This is a genomic window from Streptomyces humi, from assembly GCF_001005085.2.
Classification (GTDB): domain Bacteria; phylum Actinomycetota; class Actinomycetes; order Streptomycetales; family Streptomycetaceae; genus Streptomyces; species Streptomyces humi.
Genome location: NZ_LBMU02000119.1, coordinates 1 through 20,612, shown reverse-complemented (window position 1 = coordinate 20,612; position 20,612 = coordinate 1). Strand labels below are relative to the sequence as shown.

Here is a 20,612-nt window from a genome sequence, read left to right as displayed (position 1 = left end):
ACGCTCCGCGCGGACACCCGAAACGGCGGCAACTAGTGGGCGATGTCTCTTGTTCTGCTGCCTCTGTGGTGGTGTCGGTGTTCTGCCCTGATTGAGGGCGCCGGCCTCACTCGTCACCGACTCTTGGTGGTTCACTAGGTGTGCGTCATTTTTTATGGACGGATTGATTCTGGTCTAAGGGCTGTCCCGCAATGGCCTGGAGGCCCGAGTCGGGGCTCGAAAAGATGTGATGCCCTGCACGCAGCGTGTGTACGGTGCCGGAGTGATCGACTTTGATGGCGCTCGGTTGGGTGCGGAGGCCGCGCGGCGGTTGGCGGAGGCGGACTGCTGTGAGATAGCTCCAGGGCTCACGGAGGAAGAGTTCAGCCGGATCGAGGCGACCTATGAGCTTGAGTTCTCCCCGGAGCATCGTGCCTTCCTGGCGGCAGGGCTGCCGGTCGCTTCACCTCCAGAGGAAGGCGCGACGTGGCAGCAGCCCTGGCCCGACTGGCGTCACGCTGATGAAGACGACCTGCGCCATCGGCTGGAGTGGCCGGTACGCGAAGTGCTGGGCGACGTCGCTCATGGCAGCTGGCATCCGGCCCTGGGAGCGCGTCCCACCTCCAAGGAAGAGGCCCTGGAGATGGCCCGAGCGGTACTTGCACGAGCGCCACGGCTCGTTCCCATCTACGCGCACCGCTTCATACCCGCAGGTCGTGACACTCCGGGACATCCGGTCCTATCGGTGTGGGGTACCGACATCATCTGCTACGGCCACGATCTGGCCGACTACATCGACCGCGAGTTCGGCGAGATCGACGAGGACGCGCCCTGGAATCCGCAGGCGTCCGTCCCGCTCTGGAAGGACTTCCTCGGCTGAGATTGCCCCGGCTGATGCCGATGTAAATGATCTCTGTCGTGCCTGGTGTGATCACGGCCTCGGAGCCGTCCTGGATAGTCCCGTTCACCGGTGTGGCTCCGCGCCAGTTCAACCGGGTGGTGCGTGCGCTGCGGCGCGAAGGCGCCGACATCGCTCGGCGCGGCCGGCCGTGGGGGAATCCGCTGGAAGACCGGTTGCTCCTGGTGGCCGCGTACTGGCGCACCAACCTGACACTGCGCCAGCTCGCACCGCTCTTCGGTGTCTCGAAGTCCGCGGCCAGCCGCATCGTCGGCCACCTCGGCCCCCGGCTCGCGCTTAAGCCTCGCAGACGGTTCCGCAAGGACACCGTGCTCATCGTGGACGGAACTCTGGTCCCCACCCGCGACCACACGGTGGCCGAGCGGTCCAAGAACTACCGGTACTCCACCAATCACCAGGTCGTCATCGACGCCGACACCCGGCGCGTCGTCGTGGTCGGCCGCCCGTTGCCCGGCAACCGCAACGACTGCAAGGCGTGGGCACTGTCCGGAGCCGAGGAGGCCGTCGGCCGCACCACCGTCATCGCCGACGGCGGCTACCGGGGCACCGGCCTGGTGATCCCGCACCGTCGCGAGCGCGGGCAGAGCGAACTGCCAGCCTGGAAGGAAGAACACAACGCTTCTCACCGTCAGGTCCGCGCCCGTGTCGAGCACGCCTTCGCCCGCATGAAGACCTGGAAGATCCTCCGAGACTGCCGGTTGAAGGGCGACGGCGTCCATCACGCGATGAGCGGCATCGCCCGCCTGCACAACCTCGCACTCGGCCGATAGGCGAGCCGAGCGGACAGCAGCCGATCACGGCCCTGCTGACTCGAAGATCTTTACGGGACAGCCCTTAGCTCTTCCCCGCCGGTCAACGCAGGGCCGACACCTGTTCCGACGGGCCGTCCATCGCCCTCGGCCCGGAATCAACTCGCTGGCCGGACGGCCTTCCGGATCCTGACACATGCAGCTGCATCCAGCTACGTGGAACCAAACGGTTCAATCGAGTCTTTCGGCGACAGGATCGAGCCACTTTGGCCACTCCTGTGTGGCGGCTTCGTGATTGTCTCACCTGCGGCCCAGGCGGACTGAAGAATCGCGGCGGATGAAGTCTGGGCTGTCGGCAGAGGCGTTGGACGACGTAGGGGGACGGATGAAGCAGTTGGTGGAACTTCCGGTCGACGTCAAGGACGGGCATCAGCAGACGGTTCAGGTCGAGATCGAACAGGTCGCGGACGGTCTGGCCGACGTGTCGCGCTCGGGAAGGCTGGCGGCGCGTGCCGCGCGATCGCTCGGGGACATGCTGATCGGCATCAGACCAGTCGCCGCGAGTTTCGTCGAGGGTTTCGCCGGAATGGACCATTCGCCGGACGAGATCGGTCTTGAGTTCGGGCTGTCGCTGACCGCCCAGGCCGATGTCGTGGTGTCGTCCACTGCGGCGGCAGCCAACTTCAAGGTCACGCTGACCTGGAAGAAACCCGCAGCCGATGGCTCTACCCCGGAGCCACCCGGCGGGGTCTCCTGATGGAGGCGGGCGAGGCCGACGGCACGTCCTTCCCGGACGCGGCCGTCCTGCGGATTTTCGCATCCCCACCGGATCTGAACGTCGCCGATGGTCCGCTGGGCGTCGGTTTCCTGGTCGACGACCGCCACGCGATCACCTGCGCGCATGTCGTCGTAGCGGCAGTCGACTCAGTGCGAGAGGGCGAGTCTCGCGAAACAGCGCGCGTGCACGTGGACCTGCCCCTGCTGTCCGGCCCGGGCAGTCCGGCAGCGACGGTCACTGCACGCGTCGTACTGTGGGGTCCCTCCCTGGCCGCGGGCGGCCTGGATGTCGCGGTGTTGCGGCTGGACAGCGCCGTGGCCGGTGCCGGACCGGCGCGGATCGTCGATATCGAGCCGGAGGCGATGCGCGGGCATGTCGCCCAGATCGTCGGGTTTCCCGAGGGCCGCGGGCAGGGCGTTTGGCACGAGGGTGTCGTGCGCGGGCGTCAGGCCGACGGCCAGGTCCAGGTCGATCGGGTCGGAACCGGCTATCGCGTCTCCCGGGGCTTCAGCGGCAGCCCCGTATGGGACCAGGCTCTCGGCGCTGTGATCGGGATGATGGTCAAGGCCGAACTGGGCGAGCCGGCGGCCGGCTTCATGATTCCCGTAAGTCAGCTGGTCGCGACCTGGCCCCCGCTGGGGGCAGTGGCGCGTCCCCGCTCGCCGTTTCGCAGTCTCGAACCGTTCGAAGAGGCGCACGCCGCGGCGTTCTTCGGCCGGGACGCCGACACGGCCCGGCTCGCGCAGGTCGTGTCGGAACAGCGGTGGACCACGCTGGTGGGCCCCTCCGGCTGCGGAAAGTCCTCGCTCGCGATGGCGGGGGTGGCACCACGCCGCCGCGACGAGGGGGACACCGTGGCGATCCTTCGTCCCGCCCACCACGCCACCGCCTTCAGGGGCCTGGCCGCCGTGCTGCTGGACCTGCTGGAACCTCACTGCGCCGAGGCGGAGAGGTTCTCCCGGATCTCCGCAGTGGCAGACGAAATCGCCCGCCACGGGATCCGCGGGGTCGCTGCACGCATCCTGCACGTGCAGGACGCCCGACGGCTGCTGATCGTCATCGACCAGTTCGAGGAACTCCTCGACGACGAGGTCTTCGCGCGCGGCGACATCGACGCCCTGGCCGACGCTCTCGGCCCGAAGTCACCGCCGACGGTCTCGGTCCTGGCTGTCCTACGCACGGACTTCCTCGGCCCCGTCCTGGCCCATCCCCGCCTCGGTCTTCTCGCCAAGAAGCGCATCGAGGCCCTGGAACCGATGCGACAGGGGCAGCTGCGGGACATCGTCACCAAGCCGGTCGACGACATACCGGCCGTCGGCTACGAAGACGCCCTCGTCAACCGCATCCTGGGCGACGCCGGCGACGCTCCGGGCATCCTTCCTCTGCTCAGCTTCACCCTCGCCCAACTGTGGGATCACCAGCGCGGTGGACGCCTCACCCACCATGCCTACGACGCACTCGGCGGAGTCACCGGCGCCCTGGGCACGCACGCTGACCAGATCTGGAAGCAGTACGTCGGCGACGAGGACGAAGAACACGCGGAGAAACTGCTGACCCGGCTGGTGCGCACCCCGATCGGGACGGAGGCGCCGGTCCGCCGCCTCACCACGCGCACGGAGCTGAGCGACCGAGAGTGGCAGATCGCTCAACGCCTGGCCGGTGCCCGGCTCCTGGTCCTCAATCGGGCGCGCGTGCACGACCGACCCGGCCCCGAGGGGGGCGGGCGCTCCGACGTCGAGACCGTCGAACTCGCCCACGAAGCGCTCATCTCCAGCTGGGACAGGCTCAGTGCCCGGGTCAAGGCGGACCGCGCCTTCCTGGACTGGCGCGAGAACCTCCAGCTCGACACGGAACGGTGGGACCAGGCCGGACGGCCCAGGGATCTTCTGCCGAGCGCCACCGCACTCGCCGCCGCGCAATGGTGGCTTCCGGAACGCACCGCCGAACTAGGCAATACCCAAAGGGATTTTCTTGACCAGGGGCGCGCCCACCGTCGGCTTCTCGCCCGGCGCCGCCGCGCGGTGATGGCCCTGTTCGGCGTCCTGCTGATCGTTGCCGGGGTAACCGCCGTGGTCGCCGTCAACCAGCGGCAGACCGTGGTCCGCCAACGCGACCGGGCCACCTCCGCGGAGATCGCGGGCCTGGCGCAGTCCCTGGGCCGCACCGACCCGCAGCTCGCCCGGCGGCTGGCCGTCGCCGCCACCAGCCTCGGCGACACCCCCGAGGCGTGGTCCGCCCTTCTCAGCGTGCGCTACCAGCCCGAGAAGCGGACCGTGCAGCTGCCCAGCTTCGACGTGACGGCGGTCGACCTCGACCGTACCGGTCATATCCTCGTGGCCGGCGGCGGGACGGATCTCGGCACCTGGAACGTGGACACCGGCAAGCAGATCGGCTCCTACCAGACCACCGCGAGAGTACGGAACGTGGGCCTGTCCGCCGACGGCACGACCGTGGCCGTGAGCACCGACGACGACACCACCACCGTGCTGGACAGCCGGGGACTCCACCCGCGCGGCCACGCCTACCCGACCGGGCCCGCGCTCTTCTCCCTCAGCTCGCAGGGCACCTACCTGGTGGCCACCATAGAGGCGACCAACAGCGGCTACATCGCCGCTGTCTGGAACACCCACACCGGAAAACTGGTACTCCAACGCTCAAGCGACAGCTCTCTCCATCCCTCCTTCTCCCAGGACGAACGAGTGCTGTGGTTGACAGGAGTCTCGGGCAAAGGCCCCACCCGGACCGACCTGCGGACCGGAAAAGATCTCCCCACCCTCAAGTTCGGTCTCAAGCCCGATGACTCCTCCGGCTCTGTGACGTTCAGCTCCGACAGCCAGCAGTTGGCCCTGCTGACGACCCGCGGCCTGTACACAGCCGCTGCTCCCTACGACCACCGCGTTTATTCCAACACCATTCAGGTACCCCGGTCCCTGACATACGCCGGCCTGGGCGGCGGAGACGTGCAGTTCAGCCACGATGGGAAGTTCATCGCATTCGGCTTCACGCTGTGGGATGCTCTCCTGCCCGAGGACCCGGTCTTCACATACCCGACGATCTACAGTGATTGCGAGTCCGGCACGTTCCGATTCTCGGCCGATGATTCCGAACTGCGGTGCGTCGGCAGCGACGGAACGGTCCGTTCCCTCGACATATCCCGTCTCACCCTGCACGGCAAGCAGACGGATCCCAATCCCACAGCAGTGGCAAGCCAGAACGGGGCGACCATCGCGGTAGCCCAAACCGACGGCGGAGACGGCGGTGGCAAAGTTCAGGTCTGGTCCACGAAGCCTCTGACCAAACGCATGGAACTCACCGTCCCGGTAGAAGACCGCCTTCTGCTCAGCCCGGACGGCAGACTGATGGCGGCGCAGGTAAAGCAGGACAAAGTCGAGATCTGGGACCTGGCCAAGCATGTCCGCCTCGGCACTCTGCCCGGCAATGTGGGCGGAGCCACGAGAACAGTGGCCATCTCCCCGGATGACAAGTCGTACGTCACCTACGACCGGGTCAACGACCTCGGGCCGGGAGGGGTCGTCAACTCGCTGAGGTTCTATGACCTGACGACGATGAAGCTCATCCGACAGGAGAACTTCACCATCAAGGCTGCCATGTTCGACTTCTCGACGACGGTGACGTTCCAGCCGGACGGGAGAGCCGTGGTCGTCAGCCCGCTCCTCGGCACTGTGGCATTCCCCTCCGGCAAGATCCTCGTCCACGGCACCCCCGACCTGAACCTCGACGGTTTCAGCCCCACCGGCGAATCGGCCTATTCCGACCCGAGCAGCGTCCAGGGCAACCTGATCTTCCTCGACCCGAAGACGCTGGGCCCTACGGGCGAGGCTCTGAATGTCGGCGGTCTCTCCGCGGGCGCCGTCCCCACAGCCCATTCCGCGGACGGCCGGCTGATCGCCGCCGTCTACGACGACACGGCGTCCAACAACACGCTTTCCAGGGCGAACGAGATCAAAATCTGGGACCTGCAATCACGTCGGCAGCTCGGTTCCACCCTCACCGGCCCGACCGGCGACCTCGAACTGACGACCTTCACCGCCGACAACTCCACCCTGGTCAGCCTGGACGACCAAGGCATGTTCCGTACCTACACGGTCGCCCCTTCCCAGCTCGTCCATGAACTGTGCACCATGTCAGGTGGCCTGACCAAGCACGAGTGGCAGACCCACATCCCCGACATCCCCTACCAAAAAACCTGCTGAGACCGTGTCCTACGCGGTGAGGCGGACGACTCGTCTCGCGCCGCTGTTGTGGATCTGCTCATTCGCCGTCGCGCAGGCGCAGGGGCCAGGGGGGCCGGCGTTGACGAGCCGGGCCCCGCTTCCGTCGAGGGCGATGCGCAGCAGCAGGCCGGTGGCGAAAGTGCCGCGGCCGTGGTCGAGGAGCGCCTGGTGCGTCTGGGCGGCCTGCTCGGCCAGGCCGGCCTGTGCGCGGCGGCCCCTGCGGGAGGCGTTGCTGAGGAGGGTGGCCATGAGGGCGGCATCGACGTCGTGGCCCATGGCGTCGGTGACCGACAGGTGCAAGGTGTCGTAGTCGAGGCTGTAGTCGTAGGTGTCCCCGGCGATGCTGTCGGCGGGGACCAGGGCGCAGGCGAGAGTGAACTCGGCGGCCTCGCAGGCGGGCGCGGTGGGCAGGAGCTGGCGCTGGATCTCGGCGGCCAGGCTGACCGGGGTGGTGGGCTGGCCCCATTGGCAGAGGCCGGTGAAGCGGCGGTCGGTGACGACGATGTAGGCGAGCGCGTGCGCGGCTTCCTCCACCAGGGCCAGCGCCTGTTCGTCGGTGTGGGGCAAAAACAGCTCCAGGACCCCGATGGTGTCGCCGCGGTGGGTGACCGGGGCGAGGACTCGCTGCCCGTGCCCGCCGTTCTTGGCTTCGGTCACCTGCTGGGTGCGCAGGACCTGGTCGTAGATGCTGCCGGCCAGCGGGATCTGGTCGGCCCGGCGGGCCTGCTGCACAGCCACTTCCTCGGTGACCCGCACCAGCGTGCGGCCCACCACGTCCACGAACAGGAACGACATCGACCGTGCCCCGAACCGCTCCCGCAGATGACGTGCCACCACGTCCAGGAAAGCCACCGGCGCGGCGTCCTCCGCCGCGGCCAGCACCTGAGCCAGACCGAACCGGCCACCCGCCACAACAGCCTCCCAGCCTCACCCCACGCCTTCCCCGCACCGCCCCGGGCATCCCAGACACCACCCAGACCACAACACCGGCCCCCCGAACGGTGGGATTCGGTTTCTCGTCGTCCCGCACCGGGCGGTCGGCGCAGCAGTTGCCGGGCCGCATGCCGGCTCGCCGGGCGGCGGGCGAGACCGGGCGCGGCGTAGGCGGCGACCGCCGCGTGGGCCGGCCTGCGTGCGGCGAGGGACCGGTCGCAGCGGTGCGTTGGAGCGGGACGAAGACGAGCAGGGGCCGGCTAGGGGCGGGGAGGAGCTGGCCGGCAGCAGCGCATCGTGGCAGTGGGTGGTGGCTCAGGGCAGCATCACGGACGAAGACCGCGCGGCGGGCCGTACCTGCGCCGTCTTTGGTGTTACAGCCTGGGGGTACACCAGCCGGGCGGTGCACGGCGCCGTCCGCGGCAGGAGGAGATGTATGCACGCCATCTGGCACGCTCTGTCGATCACCGGCTCCATGGCGTGGGAGATCGCCTGGGCTCTGATCCTGGGCTTCACCCTGTCCGCCGTGGTGCAGGCCGTCGTCCGCAAGTCCACCGTCGTTTCCCTGCTGGGCGACGACCGCCCCCGCACCCTGGCCACCGCGACCGGACTGGGCATCGCCTCCTCGTCCTGCTCCTATGCCGCCGTGGCACTGGCCCGCTCCCTGTTCCGCAAGGGCGCGGACTTCACCGCGGCCATGGCCTTTCAGATCGCCTCCACCAACCTGGTGGTCGAACTCGGTGTCATCCTCGCCCTGCTCATGGGCTGGCAGTTCACCGCCGCCGAGTTCACCGGCGGCGCACTCATGATCATCGCCCTGGCGGTGCTGTTCCGTCTCTTCCTGCGCGACCGGCTGCTGCGCGCGGCCCGCGAGCAGGCCGAGCGCGGGGTGGCCGGCTCCATGGAGGGCCATGCCGCGATGGACATGTCCGTGCAGCGTGAGGGCTCCTTCGCCCGCAGGCTGTTCTCCACCGACGGATTCACCTCGGTCTCCCACGTCTTCGTCATGGAATGGGCGGCCATCCTGCGGGATCTCGTGATCGGCCTGCTCATCGCCGGCGCGATCGCCGCCTGGGTGCCGGACTCGTTCTGGCGCGCCTTCTTCTTCGACGGCCACCCCCTCGCGGCGAAGCTGTGGGGACCGCTGATCGGGCCGCTGGTGGCCATCGCCTCGTTCGTGTGCTCTATCGGCAACGTGCCCCTCGCCGTCGTCCTGTGGAAGGGCGGCATCAGCTTCGGCGGTGTCGTGGCGTTCCTCTTCGCCGACCTGCTGATCCTGCCGATCCTGAACATCTACCGGAAGTACTACGGCGCACGCATGGCACTCTTCGTGCTCGGCACCTTCTACACCGCCATGGTCCTGGCCGGATACGTCGTCGAGTTCGTCTTCGGCGGCCTCGGACTGATTCCCGACCGCGCCCACGCGACCGTCCCGGACAACGGGATCACCTGGAACTACACCACCTGGCTCAACATCGCCTTCCTCCTGCTGGCCGCAATCCTCATCGCCCGGTTCCTGCAGACAGGCGGCAAGGACATGCTGGGCATGATGGGCGGCTCACCCGACCACGACCACGACCACACCGGGCAAGACCACTCCCCTCACACACAGCGCCGCGCTCACGCGCCGGGCACACCGCGCAGCAGCCGACAGACCGCACAGCGGACCGCCAGGCGGCGAGCCACGCCGGGTGCGGCATAGGCGGAGACGACCAGGACAGCCACGGCCCCGAAGGTAGCGAGCTGACCGACCCAGCAGGAGACGAACAGGACAGAGCCGGTCAGCAACAGGACGGCGAAAGTCACGGCGAGGGCCTGGTCCCGGTCCTGACCCACCGAGGCCCTCCCCTTCGGTGCGGCCGCGGACAGCCCGGCCGCCGCGCTCACACCCGCTCCAGGCACCGCGCCGGCATCTGCCCTCCGGAGACCACCCTCCCCAGGCTTCCGCCGCCACACTCGCGGTACCGGGAGGCGTCCCGGCCGACCGCGACGACACACGACGGCACCCGCTCCCCCTGGTGCAGGTACCGCACGACCGGTGAGCGGGTCGTCGCGACCGGCCCTTCATTCCATGCCGGCCGGTGTACGGCGATCGTACGGACGGCCTTCCACGTCGACGCGCACGGTCCCGCTGAGGGTACGAAGGCGGGGGCCCGAAGGAGCGGCGGACAGGACGGTCACGAGGACCGCGGTCCGACAGCGGCCGCCGTGATGGGCAGACGTCGGGAGTGCATACGCCCTCAACTCTCGCCCCTGGGCGGCCCGTCACGGTCGCACACCCCAGCCTCAAGGCCGAACAGGCCAGCATCGAGCGGGCCGACCGATGGGGAATCTTCGCCGGCGAATGGGCACCGACCTTCATAGGCCTCGGCCTGGCACTCTCCCACTACGAACAGCAAGAAGGCACCCTCAACGGCTCCCCTCACCCAGTGAAGCAGGCCATCTGAAGTACAAGCCGCCCCGCGGGCCGTGCCGATCCCGCGCCCGAGGCCCCGCCACAGCGCAGGCTACGCGCTACGGCGTGGCTTGCGGGCGGCCGTCTTCTTGGCCGTCGTCTTCTTCCCGGCCGTCTTCTCGCCGCCGTGGTCTTCTTGGCGGCCGTCTTCTTCGCCGGCGCCTTCGCCGTCTTCTTGGTGGGCATCTCGTGGACCTGCGCGTCGGTGTCCGTGTCCTCGCCACGCGAGGCCTTCGCCTTGTCCACGGACTCCTGCAAGGCGGCCATCAGGCCCAGGACCTTGCCCGCCGGCTGCTCCGGCTCCGGGGCCGCGGGCAGTTCGTGATCCTCCCGCTTGGCCTCGATCACCTGCTGGAGTGCCTCGGTGTAGTGGTCGACGAACTCCGGGCCCTCCAGCCGGTCGGTGGTCATCCGCTCGATCAGCAGCACGGCCTCATCGACCTCCGCGTCGGACACGTCCGTCGCCGGCAGGTACAACTCGGCAGGATCGCGGACTCCGTCGGGCCAGCGCATCGCGTGCAAGACGATCACGTTGCCCCGCACGCGCAGCAGCCCGAGGCGTTCCCGGCCGCTCCAGGCGAACTTGGTCACCGCGACCCGCGAGGACCGCTCCAACGCCTGGCGCAGCAGTTCGTACGGCTTCGCGGCCACGGTCCCATCGGGCTGGAGGTAGTAGCCCTCGCCGACCCGCAGGGCGTCGATGGACTCCCACGGCACGAACCCGTGGATCTCCAGAGCCTTCGCCGTCGGCAGCGGCACGCTCCGCAGATCCTCGTCGGTCACCGGGATCACCTGCGTCGTCGTCAGCTGGTAGCCCCGGCCGATCTCATCCGGGCCGACCTCGCGGTCCTCGACCTCGCACAACTTGCGCACCCGCACCCGCACCCGGGCCATGTCCTCCACGGGGTACTGGTGGAACCGCACCGAGTGGTCCCCGGTAGCACTGACCACATGGACCGGCACCGTCACGTTGACTGAACTAGTGACCGTAAACCCGCAGGTCAGGGGATGACTCTGCTACGTTCCGGGCCGTGCTCGGACATGGTGGTTCGGAGAGGGACCTGACGGCGTTTGTGCTGCCGCAGGTGGGCCGGCTGGTGAGGACCGCCGACCCCTGGATGGCGTACCAGTTGCTGGACGGCAGTGGCTTGGTGGTTGAACCGGTAGAGGCCTTCTTCGCTGAGCTGCAGGCTCAGGCGAAGCCGTCCTCGACGATCCGGTCGTACGGGATGAACCTGTTGAGGTGGTGGCGGTTCCTGGCGGTCTGGGAGATCGCGTGGGACCGCGCAGAGCGGGTGGATGCCCGGGACTTCATGCGGTGGATGGCGATCGCGGACAAGCCGGTGCGGGTGCACTGGCGACATCAGCGGGCAGGGCTGACGACGCAGACGGCGCCGCCTGCGCAGCGGAAGGGCAAGCTGCCGCCGGGGGTGCCGAATCCGGTGACGGGGAAACCGACTGTGGGGCTGAAGTACGCGGTGCGTACCCGGCTGCACTGCGAGACCACTCTCCGCTCGTTTTACGACTTCCACCTCGAGGAAGGCAGCGGACCAGTCATCAACCCGTTCCCCCTGGCTCGGGCACGCCGTTCGGGCCGTGCGCATGCCGGTCACCGTCCCGGACAGCCGTTTCGGCCGGAGCGGCAGGGGCGTTACCGGCCGAGTGTGCCGGACAGGGCTCCGCGGCGAATCCCGGACGAGATGTTCAACGCACTGTTCGCGGCGCTGAAGTATCACCGGGATCGGGCCCTGGTCGCGTTCTGGGTGTCCAACGGGGCGCGGGCGGAGGAGCTGCTGACCAGCTGCGGGCGGGACGCGCTGCCGGGCCAGCAACTGCTCGGTGTGGTGCGCAAGGGGAGCCGGGCGTATCAGCAACTGCCGTGTTCCACGGACGCGTTCGTGTGGCTGCGCCTGTATCAGGAGGAAAGCCGGCGAGCAGGGGTTCCGCAGGGTGCCGACGAGACGCTGTGGTGGACCCTGCGTCGCCCGTGGCGGCCGCTGACCTATCACGCGGCCCGGGCGATGTTCGAAAGGGCCAACGACCTGCTCGGCGCGAACTGGACACTGCACGACCTGCGTCATACAGCGGCCTACCGGATGGCGCGCGACCCGCAGGTGTCGCTGACGGACGTGCAGTGGGTGCTTGCCCACGCGCATCTGTCCACCACGCAGATCTATCTGGAGGCGGGCGCCGATGAGGTGATCGAGACGGTCCGGGCTCATCACGCCCGTCAGTCCGATGCGGCACGGCGACCGGCGGTGCCCGCACCGGGCTACCGCCCCGAGAGCCTGCGCACGCTCTTCGGGACGTCCCAGTGAGCGCCGCGTCCATGACCGCTGCCGTGACGGTGCACGGTTCGAAGACGGTGCAGCTGTCGGGCGAGGCGCTCAAGGCGATCAGGGGACGGTTCGTGCCGCGACCCGCGATCGAGGCGTGGCCGGCCACGCAGCACAGCGCCGACGACATCGTCGCCCGCCTGAGGGGTGCGCCGTTGCGGGAGCGGGTCCCGCATACCCAGTGGTGCCGCGTCACCGGTGCCCGCCAGATCCTGGGCTGGCTGCAGACGTTCCCCGGTGACACCTGGCAGAAGCGGTGGAACGCCAGCCCGGCAGCGGCCTCGGGGCAGGAGTGGTGTCGCCGGGCGACCGAGTGGGTGGGTTCCACGGGGCAGGTCACCGGCCCGATCGTCAGCTCGGGATTGATCGCGTTGGTGCTGGCCGACGTGGTGCGGCCGTCTCTTGAATGGCAGTTGACGCGGCGGGCGATGCAACTGCAGGACCGGTTGCCCCCGATCCGCGACCCCGACGGCTTCGCCCGGCTGGAGACGTTGGCCGGACCTGAGCGATGGGCCTCACTCGCCGGCCGCCGGGCCCTGAACGCCCTGATCAGGATCATGGTGGCGAAGGGCGGAACACTCGCCGACATCACGGTCGGCGACGCGCTCGAATACCTGGACGTACTGCGCGCCCACCACAGCCAGTCGGCCGGCCACACTCTCTTCTACGCCTGGCTGCGCGCGCTGGGCACCCTGCCGGACGACGCTCCGGCGACCCTGCGCAACCTGGCCAGGGCCACCGGCCAGGTGAGTGTGGAGCAACTCGTCGACCGCTACCACCTGCAGTGCCGGCCGGTGCGAAATCTGCTGGTGGACTATCTCAAAGAGCGCCAGCCCGGCCTGGACTACGCGACCCTGGACAACATTTCCCGGTTCCTGGCCCGATCGTTCTGGGCCGACCTGGAGGCCCACCATCCCGGGATCGACTCCCTGCGCCTGTCAGCGGACGTTGCCGCCCAGTGGAAGCAGCGCGCCAGGACGAAGACCGAGCGGCGCCGCCGCAGCGACGGCACCTTCTACGACGTCGTCACGCCCCGCCTGGACGCGGCCACCCTGATGATCGCAGTTCGCGCCCTGTATCTGGACCTGGCCCAGTGGGCCGGCGAGGAGCCGGCCCGGTGGGGTTCGTGGGTGGCCCCCTGCCCCATCAGCGAAGCCGACCTCAACATCAAGAAGACCAGCCAGCGGGTCAAGGCCCGCATGGACCAGCGCACCCGGGAACGGCTGCCCGCTCTGCCCACGGTCGTCCGCGTGGCCAAGGAACTCCTGGACCAGGCCCGCCTTCGCCTGGACGCGGTGCGCGAGGCACCGGCCGGCGGCCGGTTCGAGGTGCTCGGCGAGGCCTTCACCCGCGCGCAGAGGCCCGGCTCCACCTGGGCCTACGACCATGCCGGGGGCCGCCGGGATATGGCCCAGCGCGAGCACCGGGCGTTTTGGGGGTGGGCGACGGTCGAGTTCCTCCAGCACACCGGGGCCAGGATCGAGGAGATGCTGGAGGCCAGCCACCACAGCCTGATCCAGTACCGGCTGCCCACGACCGGGGAGGTGGTACCGCTGCTGCAGATCGCCCCGTCCAAGACCGATCAGGAGCGTGTCCTGCTGGTCAGCCCCGAACTTGCCGACGTCCTGAGCAGCATCATCACCCGCATCCGCGACCCACGGACCGGAACCGTGCCGCAGGTCGTTGCCTACGACTACAGCGAACGCGTGTGGAATCCGCCGATGCCGCTGCTGTTCCAGTACGACCGCAGCGGCGAGCCCTCCCACATGACCGGCGAGTTCCTCCGCAAGGCACTCAACGACGTCCTGGAGGAGACCGGCCTGACCGATGCCAGCGGCCTCCCCCTGGACTTCGACCCGCACGACTTCCGGCGGATCTTCATCACCGACGCCATCCGCAGTGGCCTGCCGCCCCACATCGCCCAGGTCATCGCCGGACACGCCGACATCAACACCACCATGGGCTACAACGCGATCTACCCGGCCGAAGCCATCGAAGCCCACCGCGCGTTCATCGCCCGCCGCCGTTCCCTGCGCCCCAGCGAGGAATACCGCACACCCACTGCAGAGGAGTGGGATGCCTTCCTCGGCCACTTCGAGCGCCGCAAGCTCTCCATCGGCATCTGCGCTCGCGCATTCGGCACCGCGTGCATCCACGAACACGCCTGCGTACGCTGCTCGATGCTCCGTCCCGAACCCGACCAGCGGGGCCGACTGGTCGAGATCCGGGACAACCTCCTGGCCCGCATCATCGAGGCGGAACGTGAGGGCTGGCTGGGCGAGCTGGAAGGGCTCGAGGTCAGTCTTGCCGGAGCCCAGGACAAGCTCGCCCAGCTGGATGCCCAACAAATCCGCCGGAACACCGTCGTGGAGCTGGGCATCCCGACCTTCCACGACATCGCCAGCCGGGACGGCACCTCACTGCTGCGGCCCAAGTGAGGCGCCCTCGCCACCGGCCGGGCCGGTGTACCTCCATTCGGGAGGGAGTGGACGAATGCCGAGCTCCTGGACCGGCTCATCGGGGGCTCGGCTTCGGCTGTTGTCGGCCGCGCAGTCCGCACTGCCTATTCCTGGTGCCCCAGTTTCACGATCATGTTGGGGTGGCGTTCGCTGAGTGCCTTCAGGGCGAGCAGGCTCTTGATGCTGGGTTCGCGTTCCTGCATGTAGGTTCCGGGCTCGACGCCGTTGTCCCAGCCCCAGCGGGTGTGGCAGACGTCCCCGGTCATCAGGACCGGACCGGTCGGCGTGCACGCGATGTAGGAAACGTGTCCGGTGGTGTGGCCGGGGGTCTGGATCGCGAAGAACGAGCCGTCGCCGAACACATCGTTGACGCCCTCGAGCTTCCCGCCGAGGTCCTTCTCGAACTGGAGCTCCTCCAGCGGCGGCCGTCCGGCCAGCAGGTGGTTGTACGTGCCCTGGGCGAACAGGTTCAGGAAGAGCGACGCCTCGGCCTCGTCGGCGCCGGTGTAGATCGGGACGTCCTTGGGAATGTCCGGCAGCCCGGAGACGTGGTCGAGGTGCAGGTGCGTCATGAAGACCCCGTTCAGCGGGACTCCCTCGGCCGCGATGATGTCCGCGGTGGCCTGCTGAGTGTCCATCTTCTCGATGCCCCCGAACTTCCGGAGCATCATGCCGACGCCCGCACCCACCGGGTCCTCCACCAGCTTGCGTGAGACCCCTGTGTCCACCAGGAAGAAGCCGTAGGCGGGGTGCCGCAGGACGTGGGCGTAGATCTTGATCGGCTCCTTGCGGTCGGTGATCCCGGCGGCGACGGCCTTCGGGTGCTTGATGTTCAGCAGACCCGTGATCGGGGCCTCCCAGTTCGCGCCGACCGTCTTGAGCTCGATCGGGCCCGGCTCGTCGATCCTGGCCTCCATGGCGGCCGCGCTGATCGGCGCGCCGAAACGGGCCGACTTCGCGCTGTGGGTCGTGGCCTTGAACGTGAGCAGCTTCATGATGTGACTCCTCTTGCCTGATCGCTGGTAGCTGATTGCTGATACGTGCTGTGGCTAGCGGGCGCGCTGTTCGCGGGCGTGGGCGTCGAAGGCGGCGAGTTCCTTGGTGTAGATGCTGTGCAGCCTGCGCGGCGCGGCGATCCGCTCGACGAAGCCGGCGACGCCGGACTCGCCGTCGAAGCTGGCGGTGACCTTGACCAGCGTCTGCCCGCCTTGCGGGGTGAGGGTGTACGTCGTGACGAGGCCGGAGCCGTTGGTGTCGGTCAGGACGAGAGTGCGGCCCGGGGTCGGCTCGGTGACCTTCATCCGGATCACCTTGGCGCCCCCGGCGAAGTCGATCTTGACCTGAATGCCGCTGCCCGTGCCCACCCCGCCCTCGACGACCTCGCAGTCGTAGAACGGGGCCGGCAGGAACCGGGCGTGCAGGTGCATGTCCGCGAGGTAGCGGTAGACCTCGTCCGACGGGGCGTCGATGGTGTGCTCGGCGGACGCGGTGACGGTGTGAGCCATGGCAGTGGCCTCCATTTCTGTGTGGTGAGGTGCTGGTATCCGGTTCAGATGGTCTTGATGGTGCCGCCGTCGATGACGTAGTCGGCGCCCGTGATGTTGCCGGCCACGTCGGACAGCAGGAACGCGACCAGGGCCGCGACCTCGCCGGCTTCGCTCATACGACCAGTCGTGATGTTCTGGGACTTCGCGATCTGCTGGACGAAGTCAGCGAGGCTGACGCCTGCGGCGGCGGCCAGCTGGGCGACCGGGCCGTTGGGGTCCTCGTAGACGGTGGTGCGGACCAGGCCCGGGGAGACGGTGTTCACGCGCACGCCCTGGGGGCCGAACTCCTCGGCCAGGGCCTTGCCGAGCGCGGTGACCGCCGCCTTGACCGCGCTGTAGCTGGCCGGGACACCCAGCGGCATCCGGGCCACGGCGGACGAGATGTTCACGACCGCCCCACGGCGCTCGATCAGGCTGGGCAGGGCCGCGCGCGTGGCGCGGACGGTGGCGAGCACGTTGATGTCGAACATGCGGGCCCACTGGGTGTCTCCGGCGTCGAGGAAGCCCATGACGGCCTCGTCCCCACCGCCCACGTTGTTCACCAGCAAGTCGATGCCGCCCACCTCGGCCAAAGCCGTGTCGACGAGGGCGGCCACGCCTTCCGCGGTGCTCAGATCCGCCGACACGGCGAGGGCGCCGGTCTCCTTGAGCTCGGGCGTGATGGTGCGCGCGGCGCCCACGACGCGGACACCTTCGCCGATAAGGGTCCGGACGGTGGCCAGTCCGATGCCCCGGCTGGCGCCGGTGACGATGGCGGTCTTGCCCGTGAGGTTGAGGTTCATGAGGCTCCTCCAATGCGTATGACTTGAATGCTTCAAATCATATCTATCATGGGTTGAAGCAGTTTGCTAGTCTGGAGTCATGGCGATGACACAGGAGCAGGCAGAAGCGCAGTGGGAGCTGGGCAAGCTGGTGCACGACCTGGACATGCAGTGCGCCGCGCGCATGCGTGAATGGGTGGCCGGACTCGGCCTGACCGTCGCGCAGGCGTCGGCCCTGCGTGAGATGACCGGTCCGATGACCATGCGCGAGCTGGCCGGGCGGATGAGCTGCGAACCGTCCAATGCCACCGTCGTGATCGACAAGCTGGAGAGCCTGCGGCTGATAGAGCGCCGTCCCCACCCCACCGACCGCCGAGCCAAGCAGCTCGTCTTGACCCCGGAGGGCACCGAGCTGCGGGAACAGCTGCTGAAGGTCCTGGCCGAGGAACCCCTGTTCGCCGGCCTGACGCAGGAGGAGCAGAACGCGCTGGAGGGCCTGCTCAAGCGGGCCCTGTTCCGCGATGAAGTCCTCCAGGCCTGACGGCGTCGGGACGCGGGTTGCCCACACCGGTGTGCGGGGCGAGGGCCTTGCTCGGATACCTATGACTGCGGGAGCCCGGGCACCGGCATTTCAATGCAGCGTGTCAGTAGGGGGCTCACGGGCGCGCGACGGCTTCAGCCCTGGGGCCGGTCTAGTTCAGAGAAGTGACCAGACCGAAGCTGATCGCGCCGGACCAGATACTCCGGGACATCACAGACCTCCATCGCACGCCCCGAGCTCTCTCAGCCCAAGTTCTCCCCCACACCCCGGCACGGCCGCCGCCCCGCACATGAGCAGGGCAGCAGCCTGCGGACGCGTGGCCGGTCAATCCAGGAACCCGAGTTCCGCGGCCGGCTGGCAGTGGGCGCATGCCGGTACGTCGTGGCGCAGCGCGTCCAGAGCCTGCTCGCGCGTCACCGGCCGGCACCGGCCGCTCTTCGCCGCTGCCCAGCAGTCGCCGCGGTGCAGCCAGCCGATGTCGCGACGGTTCAGCCCGTACTGGACCAGCCAGTCGGGGCGCCAGCGGTCACGCTCGGCCGCATGCCGGAGCGCTGCCGCCTTGCGCTCTTCTGCGGCGATCCACCGGTCGATCTCCGCAAGCGACCGCTCCGCCTGCTGCTGCACGACACGACGCGCGAAGTACAGCAGATCGAGAGGGGACGGACCGTTTTCGCACACGCGTTCGAGTCTAATCCGGTGACCTGCGGTAATCCCGCCGGGTCATCGTTGTCCTGCGCCATCGAAGTCCGGTCGGCGTGTCATCGAAACGTGAGCCGCGTCGAGAACGGCTTACGCGTGCAGCACAGCACGCTCAAGCTCCACCAACGCCTCAATCGACTGGTCGTCCTCGACTGTCCCCAGTCGCTGTTCCAGCACCTCCCTTACCCGGGGCAGGTTCTCGGACCAGTAGGCCAGCGGCCATCTGATCAGGCGGTCGAGGAACTTCAACGGGCGTCGGCTGGCCGTACCACCGTCCTCGATGGCCCGCCGCCCCGCGTAGAGCCGCTCAAAGCTCCAAAGCACAGTGAAGTACGCGGTACGAACGTCGGGGAGTGCATCGTCCCTGAAGGTGTCGGGGGAGCGCAGGAGAGCCCCGAGCAGGTCGCGCGCCCTCGCTACTTCGCCACTTGTCAGATCCGCGTGCAGGAGCCGCGCCAAGTCGAAGTCGCCATGTCGGCGCTGCCAGTAGAAAACGGCCACGGACGTACACAGCGACACGATGGAGATCGCCAACGTCGCCACATCACTTACGGACACTCCGCCCCCTCGTCCCTGTCGTGAACGCCGAGAGTAAGGGGCCGAGCATGTTCAGGTCACTCAAAGATCCGTGACACACGCTCAAGATTCGATGACACAGGACATCGTCGTAGCGTCCCACCAGTACCAGCCGGACGGCGCCCGGCCGGGGCGCGGGTAGAGCCCCAGCCGGCAGGCGCGGCGCCCGTCCGCGGTGTCGTAGTAGGCGGCCACTACGCCCCGGTAGAACTGCCCGCGCGCATAGAGGTTGATCCGTACGACGTCGTGGGAGCCGTACGCACGGACCTCGGTTGCAGCATCCAAAGGGGGCGCCGGTACGGCATCTCTGGATTCGCTCACACGTCCGACTTTGCCGGACGTGACCAGGCCCCACTTGTGACGTTCAGCGATAGGTGGCCCTGCGCAGCGAAAGTTGGTCACTCGGCTTGGTCGGCTGATCGTCTGGACGCCTCCCACAGCTGGCAGACTGCTCCCTCGTGGCTGACATAGCAGGTCAAGTGGTCCCAGTGGCTTCCGCCCTTGCCGGAGTTGCCCTCACACTCGTGGGCAATGCGTACCTGGAACGCGACAAGTGGCGGCGCTCCCGACACAGCGAGCAGGAGGCCCGTTCGATCCAATCGTTTACGGATCTTCTGCAAGCCACCACTGACATCGCCCGCACTCTGCGACAGACCGCCGAGCAACTCGAAGAGGGGCGGGACGTTGACGTGCACGAAGTCGCGGAGGTGGTCGATGACCTCATCGGTCAGGTGCGTCGGCAAGCCACCGTCGTCCGCCTTGTCGGGCCCCGTACCGCATTCGACTTGGTCACGACACTGGAGGGGCAGATCTCCCCGATCTACCGACTCATTGTGGAAGCCGAAAGGTCGGGTGAGGCTACGGTGCTTGTGGAACCCGCTCGGCAATTGATGAAGACGCGGGATGCCTTGATTGACCACCTGCGAAGCACAGAAGGGCTCTCCTGATCGCGAACTCACAGGGGGCCCGGCTGGCCAACCATCGCTGCGAGTCACACCACTGGATTGATCACCTTGCCGCATACGCGGGCAGGCCAGAGGGGACGACGTGACGCACAGCAGCGGGACCGAGCAGGCACGGCCGGCTTCCGCGCTCGCCATACCGCCGCTCCCCGCCTACGCCCCCAGCCCCGAGACGGCGGCCGGGACGGCGTTCCTCGCATGGCTGCGGACCCCGCGCCCCGAGGCCGCACCGGGCATCTGGCGGCCAGGGCACCAGCCGCGTTTCGAGCAGGAGCCGGAGCAGGCGTCCGGCCTGCGGCTCGCCGCCGGGGCGCTGCTGTCGGCGCTGTGCGCATGGATGGTGTGGTGGCTGCTGTACGACGGCTAGGGGCTTTCGTTTGGATCATCGTGCTGACCAGAGGAAGATGCCCGCGATGTGAAGTCCGGCCATGTAGTTGGTGGCGGTCTTCTCGTAGCGGGTCGCGATCCCTCGCCACTGTTCCAGGCGGTTGATGCACCGCTCGACGGTGTTGCACAGCTTGTAGGTCTCGCGGTCGAAGGCCGGTGGCCTGCCGCCCCGGCTGCCGCGTCGTAGCCGATGGCTCCGCTGGTCCGCCGGGACCGGGATGACCGCCCGGATGCCGCGCTTGCGCAGGTGGTCGCGGATCGCGCGGGACGAGTAGGCCCTGTCCGCCAGGACCATG

General features: G+C 68.4%; 19 protein-coding genes and 1 pseudogene. 11 read left to right on the top strand and 9 right to left on the bottom strand.

Annotated elements, in window-relative coordinates; genetic code table 11:
• Positions 1 to 262 precede the first annotated feature (262 nt).
• From AAW13_RS41030 to AAW13_RS41015, 4 genes are all read left to right on the top strand, one after another.
• Entirely contained in the window at positions 263 to 859 is a 597-nt protein-coding gene (locus tag AAW13_RS41030; protein ID WP_046730680.1) for a hypothetical protein, read from the top strand.
• A 38-nt stretch (positions 860 to 897) separates the two neighbouring features.
• The gene (locus AAW13_RS41025; RefSeq protein WP_046730668.1) at positions 898 to 1,668 is read left to right on the top strand and encodes an IS5/IS1182 family transposase; all 771 of its coding nucleotides are present in this window, start codon (positions 898 to 900) and stop codon (positions 1,666 to 1,668) included.
• Between the two features lie 364 nt (positions 1,669 to 2,032).
• Positions 2,033 to 2,404, top strand: coding sequence for a CU044_2847 family protein (locus tag AAW13_RS41020; RefSeq protein ID WP_046730681.1), 372 nt, complete (start codon positions 2,033 to 2,035; stop codon positions 2,402 to 2,404).
• Positions 2,404 to 6,639 (top strand): nSTAND1 domain-containing NTPase, encoded by a 4,236-nt coding sequence (locus AAW13_RS41015; protein ID WP_052768602.1) that lies wholly within the window; start codon positions 2,404 to 2,406, stop codon positions 6,637 to 6,639. Before AAW13_RS41020 ends, AAW13_RS41015 begins: the two co-directional genes overlap by 1 nt.
• A 64-nt stretch (positions 6,640 to 6,703) precedes the next feature.
• Here the strand turns inward: AAW13_RS41015 and AAW13_RS41010 are convergent.
• Positions 6,704 to 7,572 (bottom strand): annotated as a pseudogene (locus tag AAW13_RS41010) (PP2C family protein-serine/threonine phosphatase); the annotation flags it as partial.
• A 457-nt stretch (positions 7,573 to 8,029) separates the two neighbouring features.
• Here AAW13_RS41010 and AAW13_RS41005 point away from each other — a divergent pair.
• Positions 8,030 to 9,295: a permease gene (locus AAW13_RS41005; RefSeq protein ID WP_079179172.1), complete on the top strand. Its 1,266-nt coding sequence runs from the start codon at positions 8,030 to 8,032 to the stop codon at positions 9,293 to 9,295.
• Between the two features lie 526 nt (positions 9,296 to 9,821).
• Positions 9,822 to 10,040, top strand: a complete 219-nt coding sequence (locus AAW13_RS47920) for a hypothetical protein (protein WP_071659853.1) — start codon at positions 9,822 to 9,824, stop codon at positions 10,038 to 10,040.
• Here the strand turns inward: AAW13_RS47920 and ku are convergent.
• Positions 10,016 to 11,017 carry a non-homologous end joining protein Ku gene (gene ku / locus AAW13_RS40990; protein WP_338059085.1) on the bottom strand — a complete coding sequence of 334 codons (1,002 nt, stop codon included), beginning with the start codon at positions 11,015 to 11,017 and terminating at the stop codon, positions 10,016 to 10,018. The two genes, AAW13_RS47920 and ku, sit on opposite strands and share 25 nt — an antisense overlap.
• Positions 11,018 to 11,079: 62 nt before the next feature.
• Between ku and AAW13_RS40985 the strand changes: the two genes are divergently transcribed.
• Positions 11,080 to 12,366 carry a tyrosine-type recombinase/integrase gene (locus AAW13_RS40985; RefSeq protein WP_046730669.1) on the top strand — a complete coding sequence of 429 codons (1,287 nt, stop codon included), beginning with the start codon at positions 11,080 to 11,082 and terminating at the stop codon, positions 12,364 to 12,366.
• Between the two features lie 47 nt (positions 12,367 to 12,413).
• On the top strand, positions 12,414 to 14,822 hold the full coding sequence (locus AAW13_RS40980; RefSeq protein WP_240528910.1) for a site-specific integrase: 2,409 nt from the start codon (positions 12,414 to 12,416) through the stop codon (positions 14,820 to 14,822).
• A gap of 125 nt (positions 14,823 to 14,947) precedes the next feature.
• Here the strand turns inward: AAW13_RS40980 and AAW13_RS40975 are convergent, their stop codons facing one another.
• From AAW13_RS40975 to AAW13_RS40965, 3 genes are read right to left on the bottom strand one after another with little or no spacing between them, the layout of a single operon-like run.
• Complete coding sequence (locus AAW13_RS40975) at positions 14,948 to 15,838, bottom strand: MBL fold metallo-hydrolase (protein ID WP_046730670.1); 891 nt, start codon at positions 15,836 to 15,838, stop codon at positions 14,948 to 14,950.
• A gap of 54 nt (positions 15,839 to 15,892) precedes the next feature.
• Positions 15,893 to 16,348 (bottom strand): SRPBCC family protein, encoded by a 456-nt coding sequence (locus tag AAW13_RS40970; RefSeq protein ID WP_046730671.1) that lies wholly within the window; start codon positions 16,346 to 16,348, stop codon positions 15,893 to 15,895.
• Between the two features lie 44 nt (positions 16,349 to 16,392).
• Positions 16,393 to 17,172, bottom strand: coding sequence for an oxidoreductase (locus AAW13_RS40965; RefSeq protein WP_046730672.1), 780 nt, complete (start codon positions 17,170 to 17,172; stop codon positions 16,393 to 16,395).
• 79 nt (positions 17,173 to 17,251) lie between these two features.
• Between AAW13_RS40965 and AAW13_RS40960 the strand changes: the two genes are divergently transcribed.
• Positions 17,252 to 17,692, top strand: a complete 441-nt coding sequence (locus AAW13_RS40960) for a MarR family winged helix-turn-helix transcriptional regulator (protein ID WP_046730673.1) — start codon at positions 17,252 to 17,254, stop codon at positions 17,690 to 17,692.
• 324 nt (positions 17,693 to 18,016) lie between these two features.
• On the opposite strand, the gene AAW13_RS40955 is transcribed toward AAW13_RS40960, so the two are convergent.
• From AAW13_RS40955 to AAW13_RS40945, 3 genes are all read right to left on the bottom strand, one after another.
• A complete protein-coding gene (locus tag AAW13_RS40955) occupies positions 18,017 to 18,370 on the bottom strand; it encodes a DUF6233 domain-containing protein (RefSeq protein WP_046730674.1) in 354 nt (117 codons plus the stop codon).
• 111 nt (positions 18,371 to 18,481) lie between these two features.
• Positions 18,482 to 18,925: a hypothetical protein gene (locus tag AAW13_RS40950; RefSeq protein WP_143145089.1), complete on the bottom strand. Its 444-nt coding sequence runs from the start codon at positions 18,923 to 18,925 to the stop codon at positions 18,482 to 18,484.
• A 105-nt stretch (positions 18,926 to 19,030) separates the two neighbouring features.
• The gene (locus AAW13_RS40945) at positions 19,031 to 19,288 is read right to left on the bottom strand and encodes a hypothetical protein (RefSeq protein WP_143145088.1); all 258 of its coding nucleotides are present in this window, start codon (positions 19,286 to 19,288) and stop codon (positions 19,031 to 19,033) included.
• A gap of 203 nt (positions 19,289 to 19,491) precedes the next feature.
• Between AAW13_RS40945 and AAW13_RS40940 the strand changes: the two genes are divergently transcribed.
• Both AAW13_RS40940 and AAW13_RS40935 read left to right on the top strand, forming a co-directional pair.
• Positions 19,492 to 19,914, top strand: a complete 423-nt coding sequence (locus AAW13_RS40940) for a hypothetical protein (protein WP_240528909.1) — start codon at positions 19,492 to 19,494, stop codon at positions 19,912 to 19,914.
• Positions 19,915 to 20,014: 100 nt separating this feature from the next.
• Entirely contained in the window at positions 20,015 to 20,296 is a 282-nt protein-coding gene (locus tag AAW13_RS40935; protein WP_046730678.1) for a hypothetical protein, read from the top strand.
• Positions 20,297 to 20,311: 15 nt separating this feature from the next.
• Here the strand turns inward: AAW13_RS40935 and AAW13_RS40930 are convergent.
• A partial coding sequence (locus AAW13_RS40930; protein ID WP_046730679.1) for an IS5/IS1182 family transposase occupies positions 20,312 to 20,612 on the bottom strand: 301 nt, incomplete at its 5' end.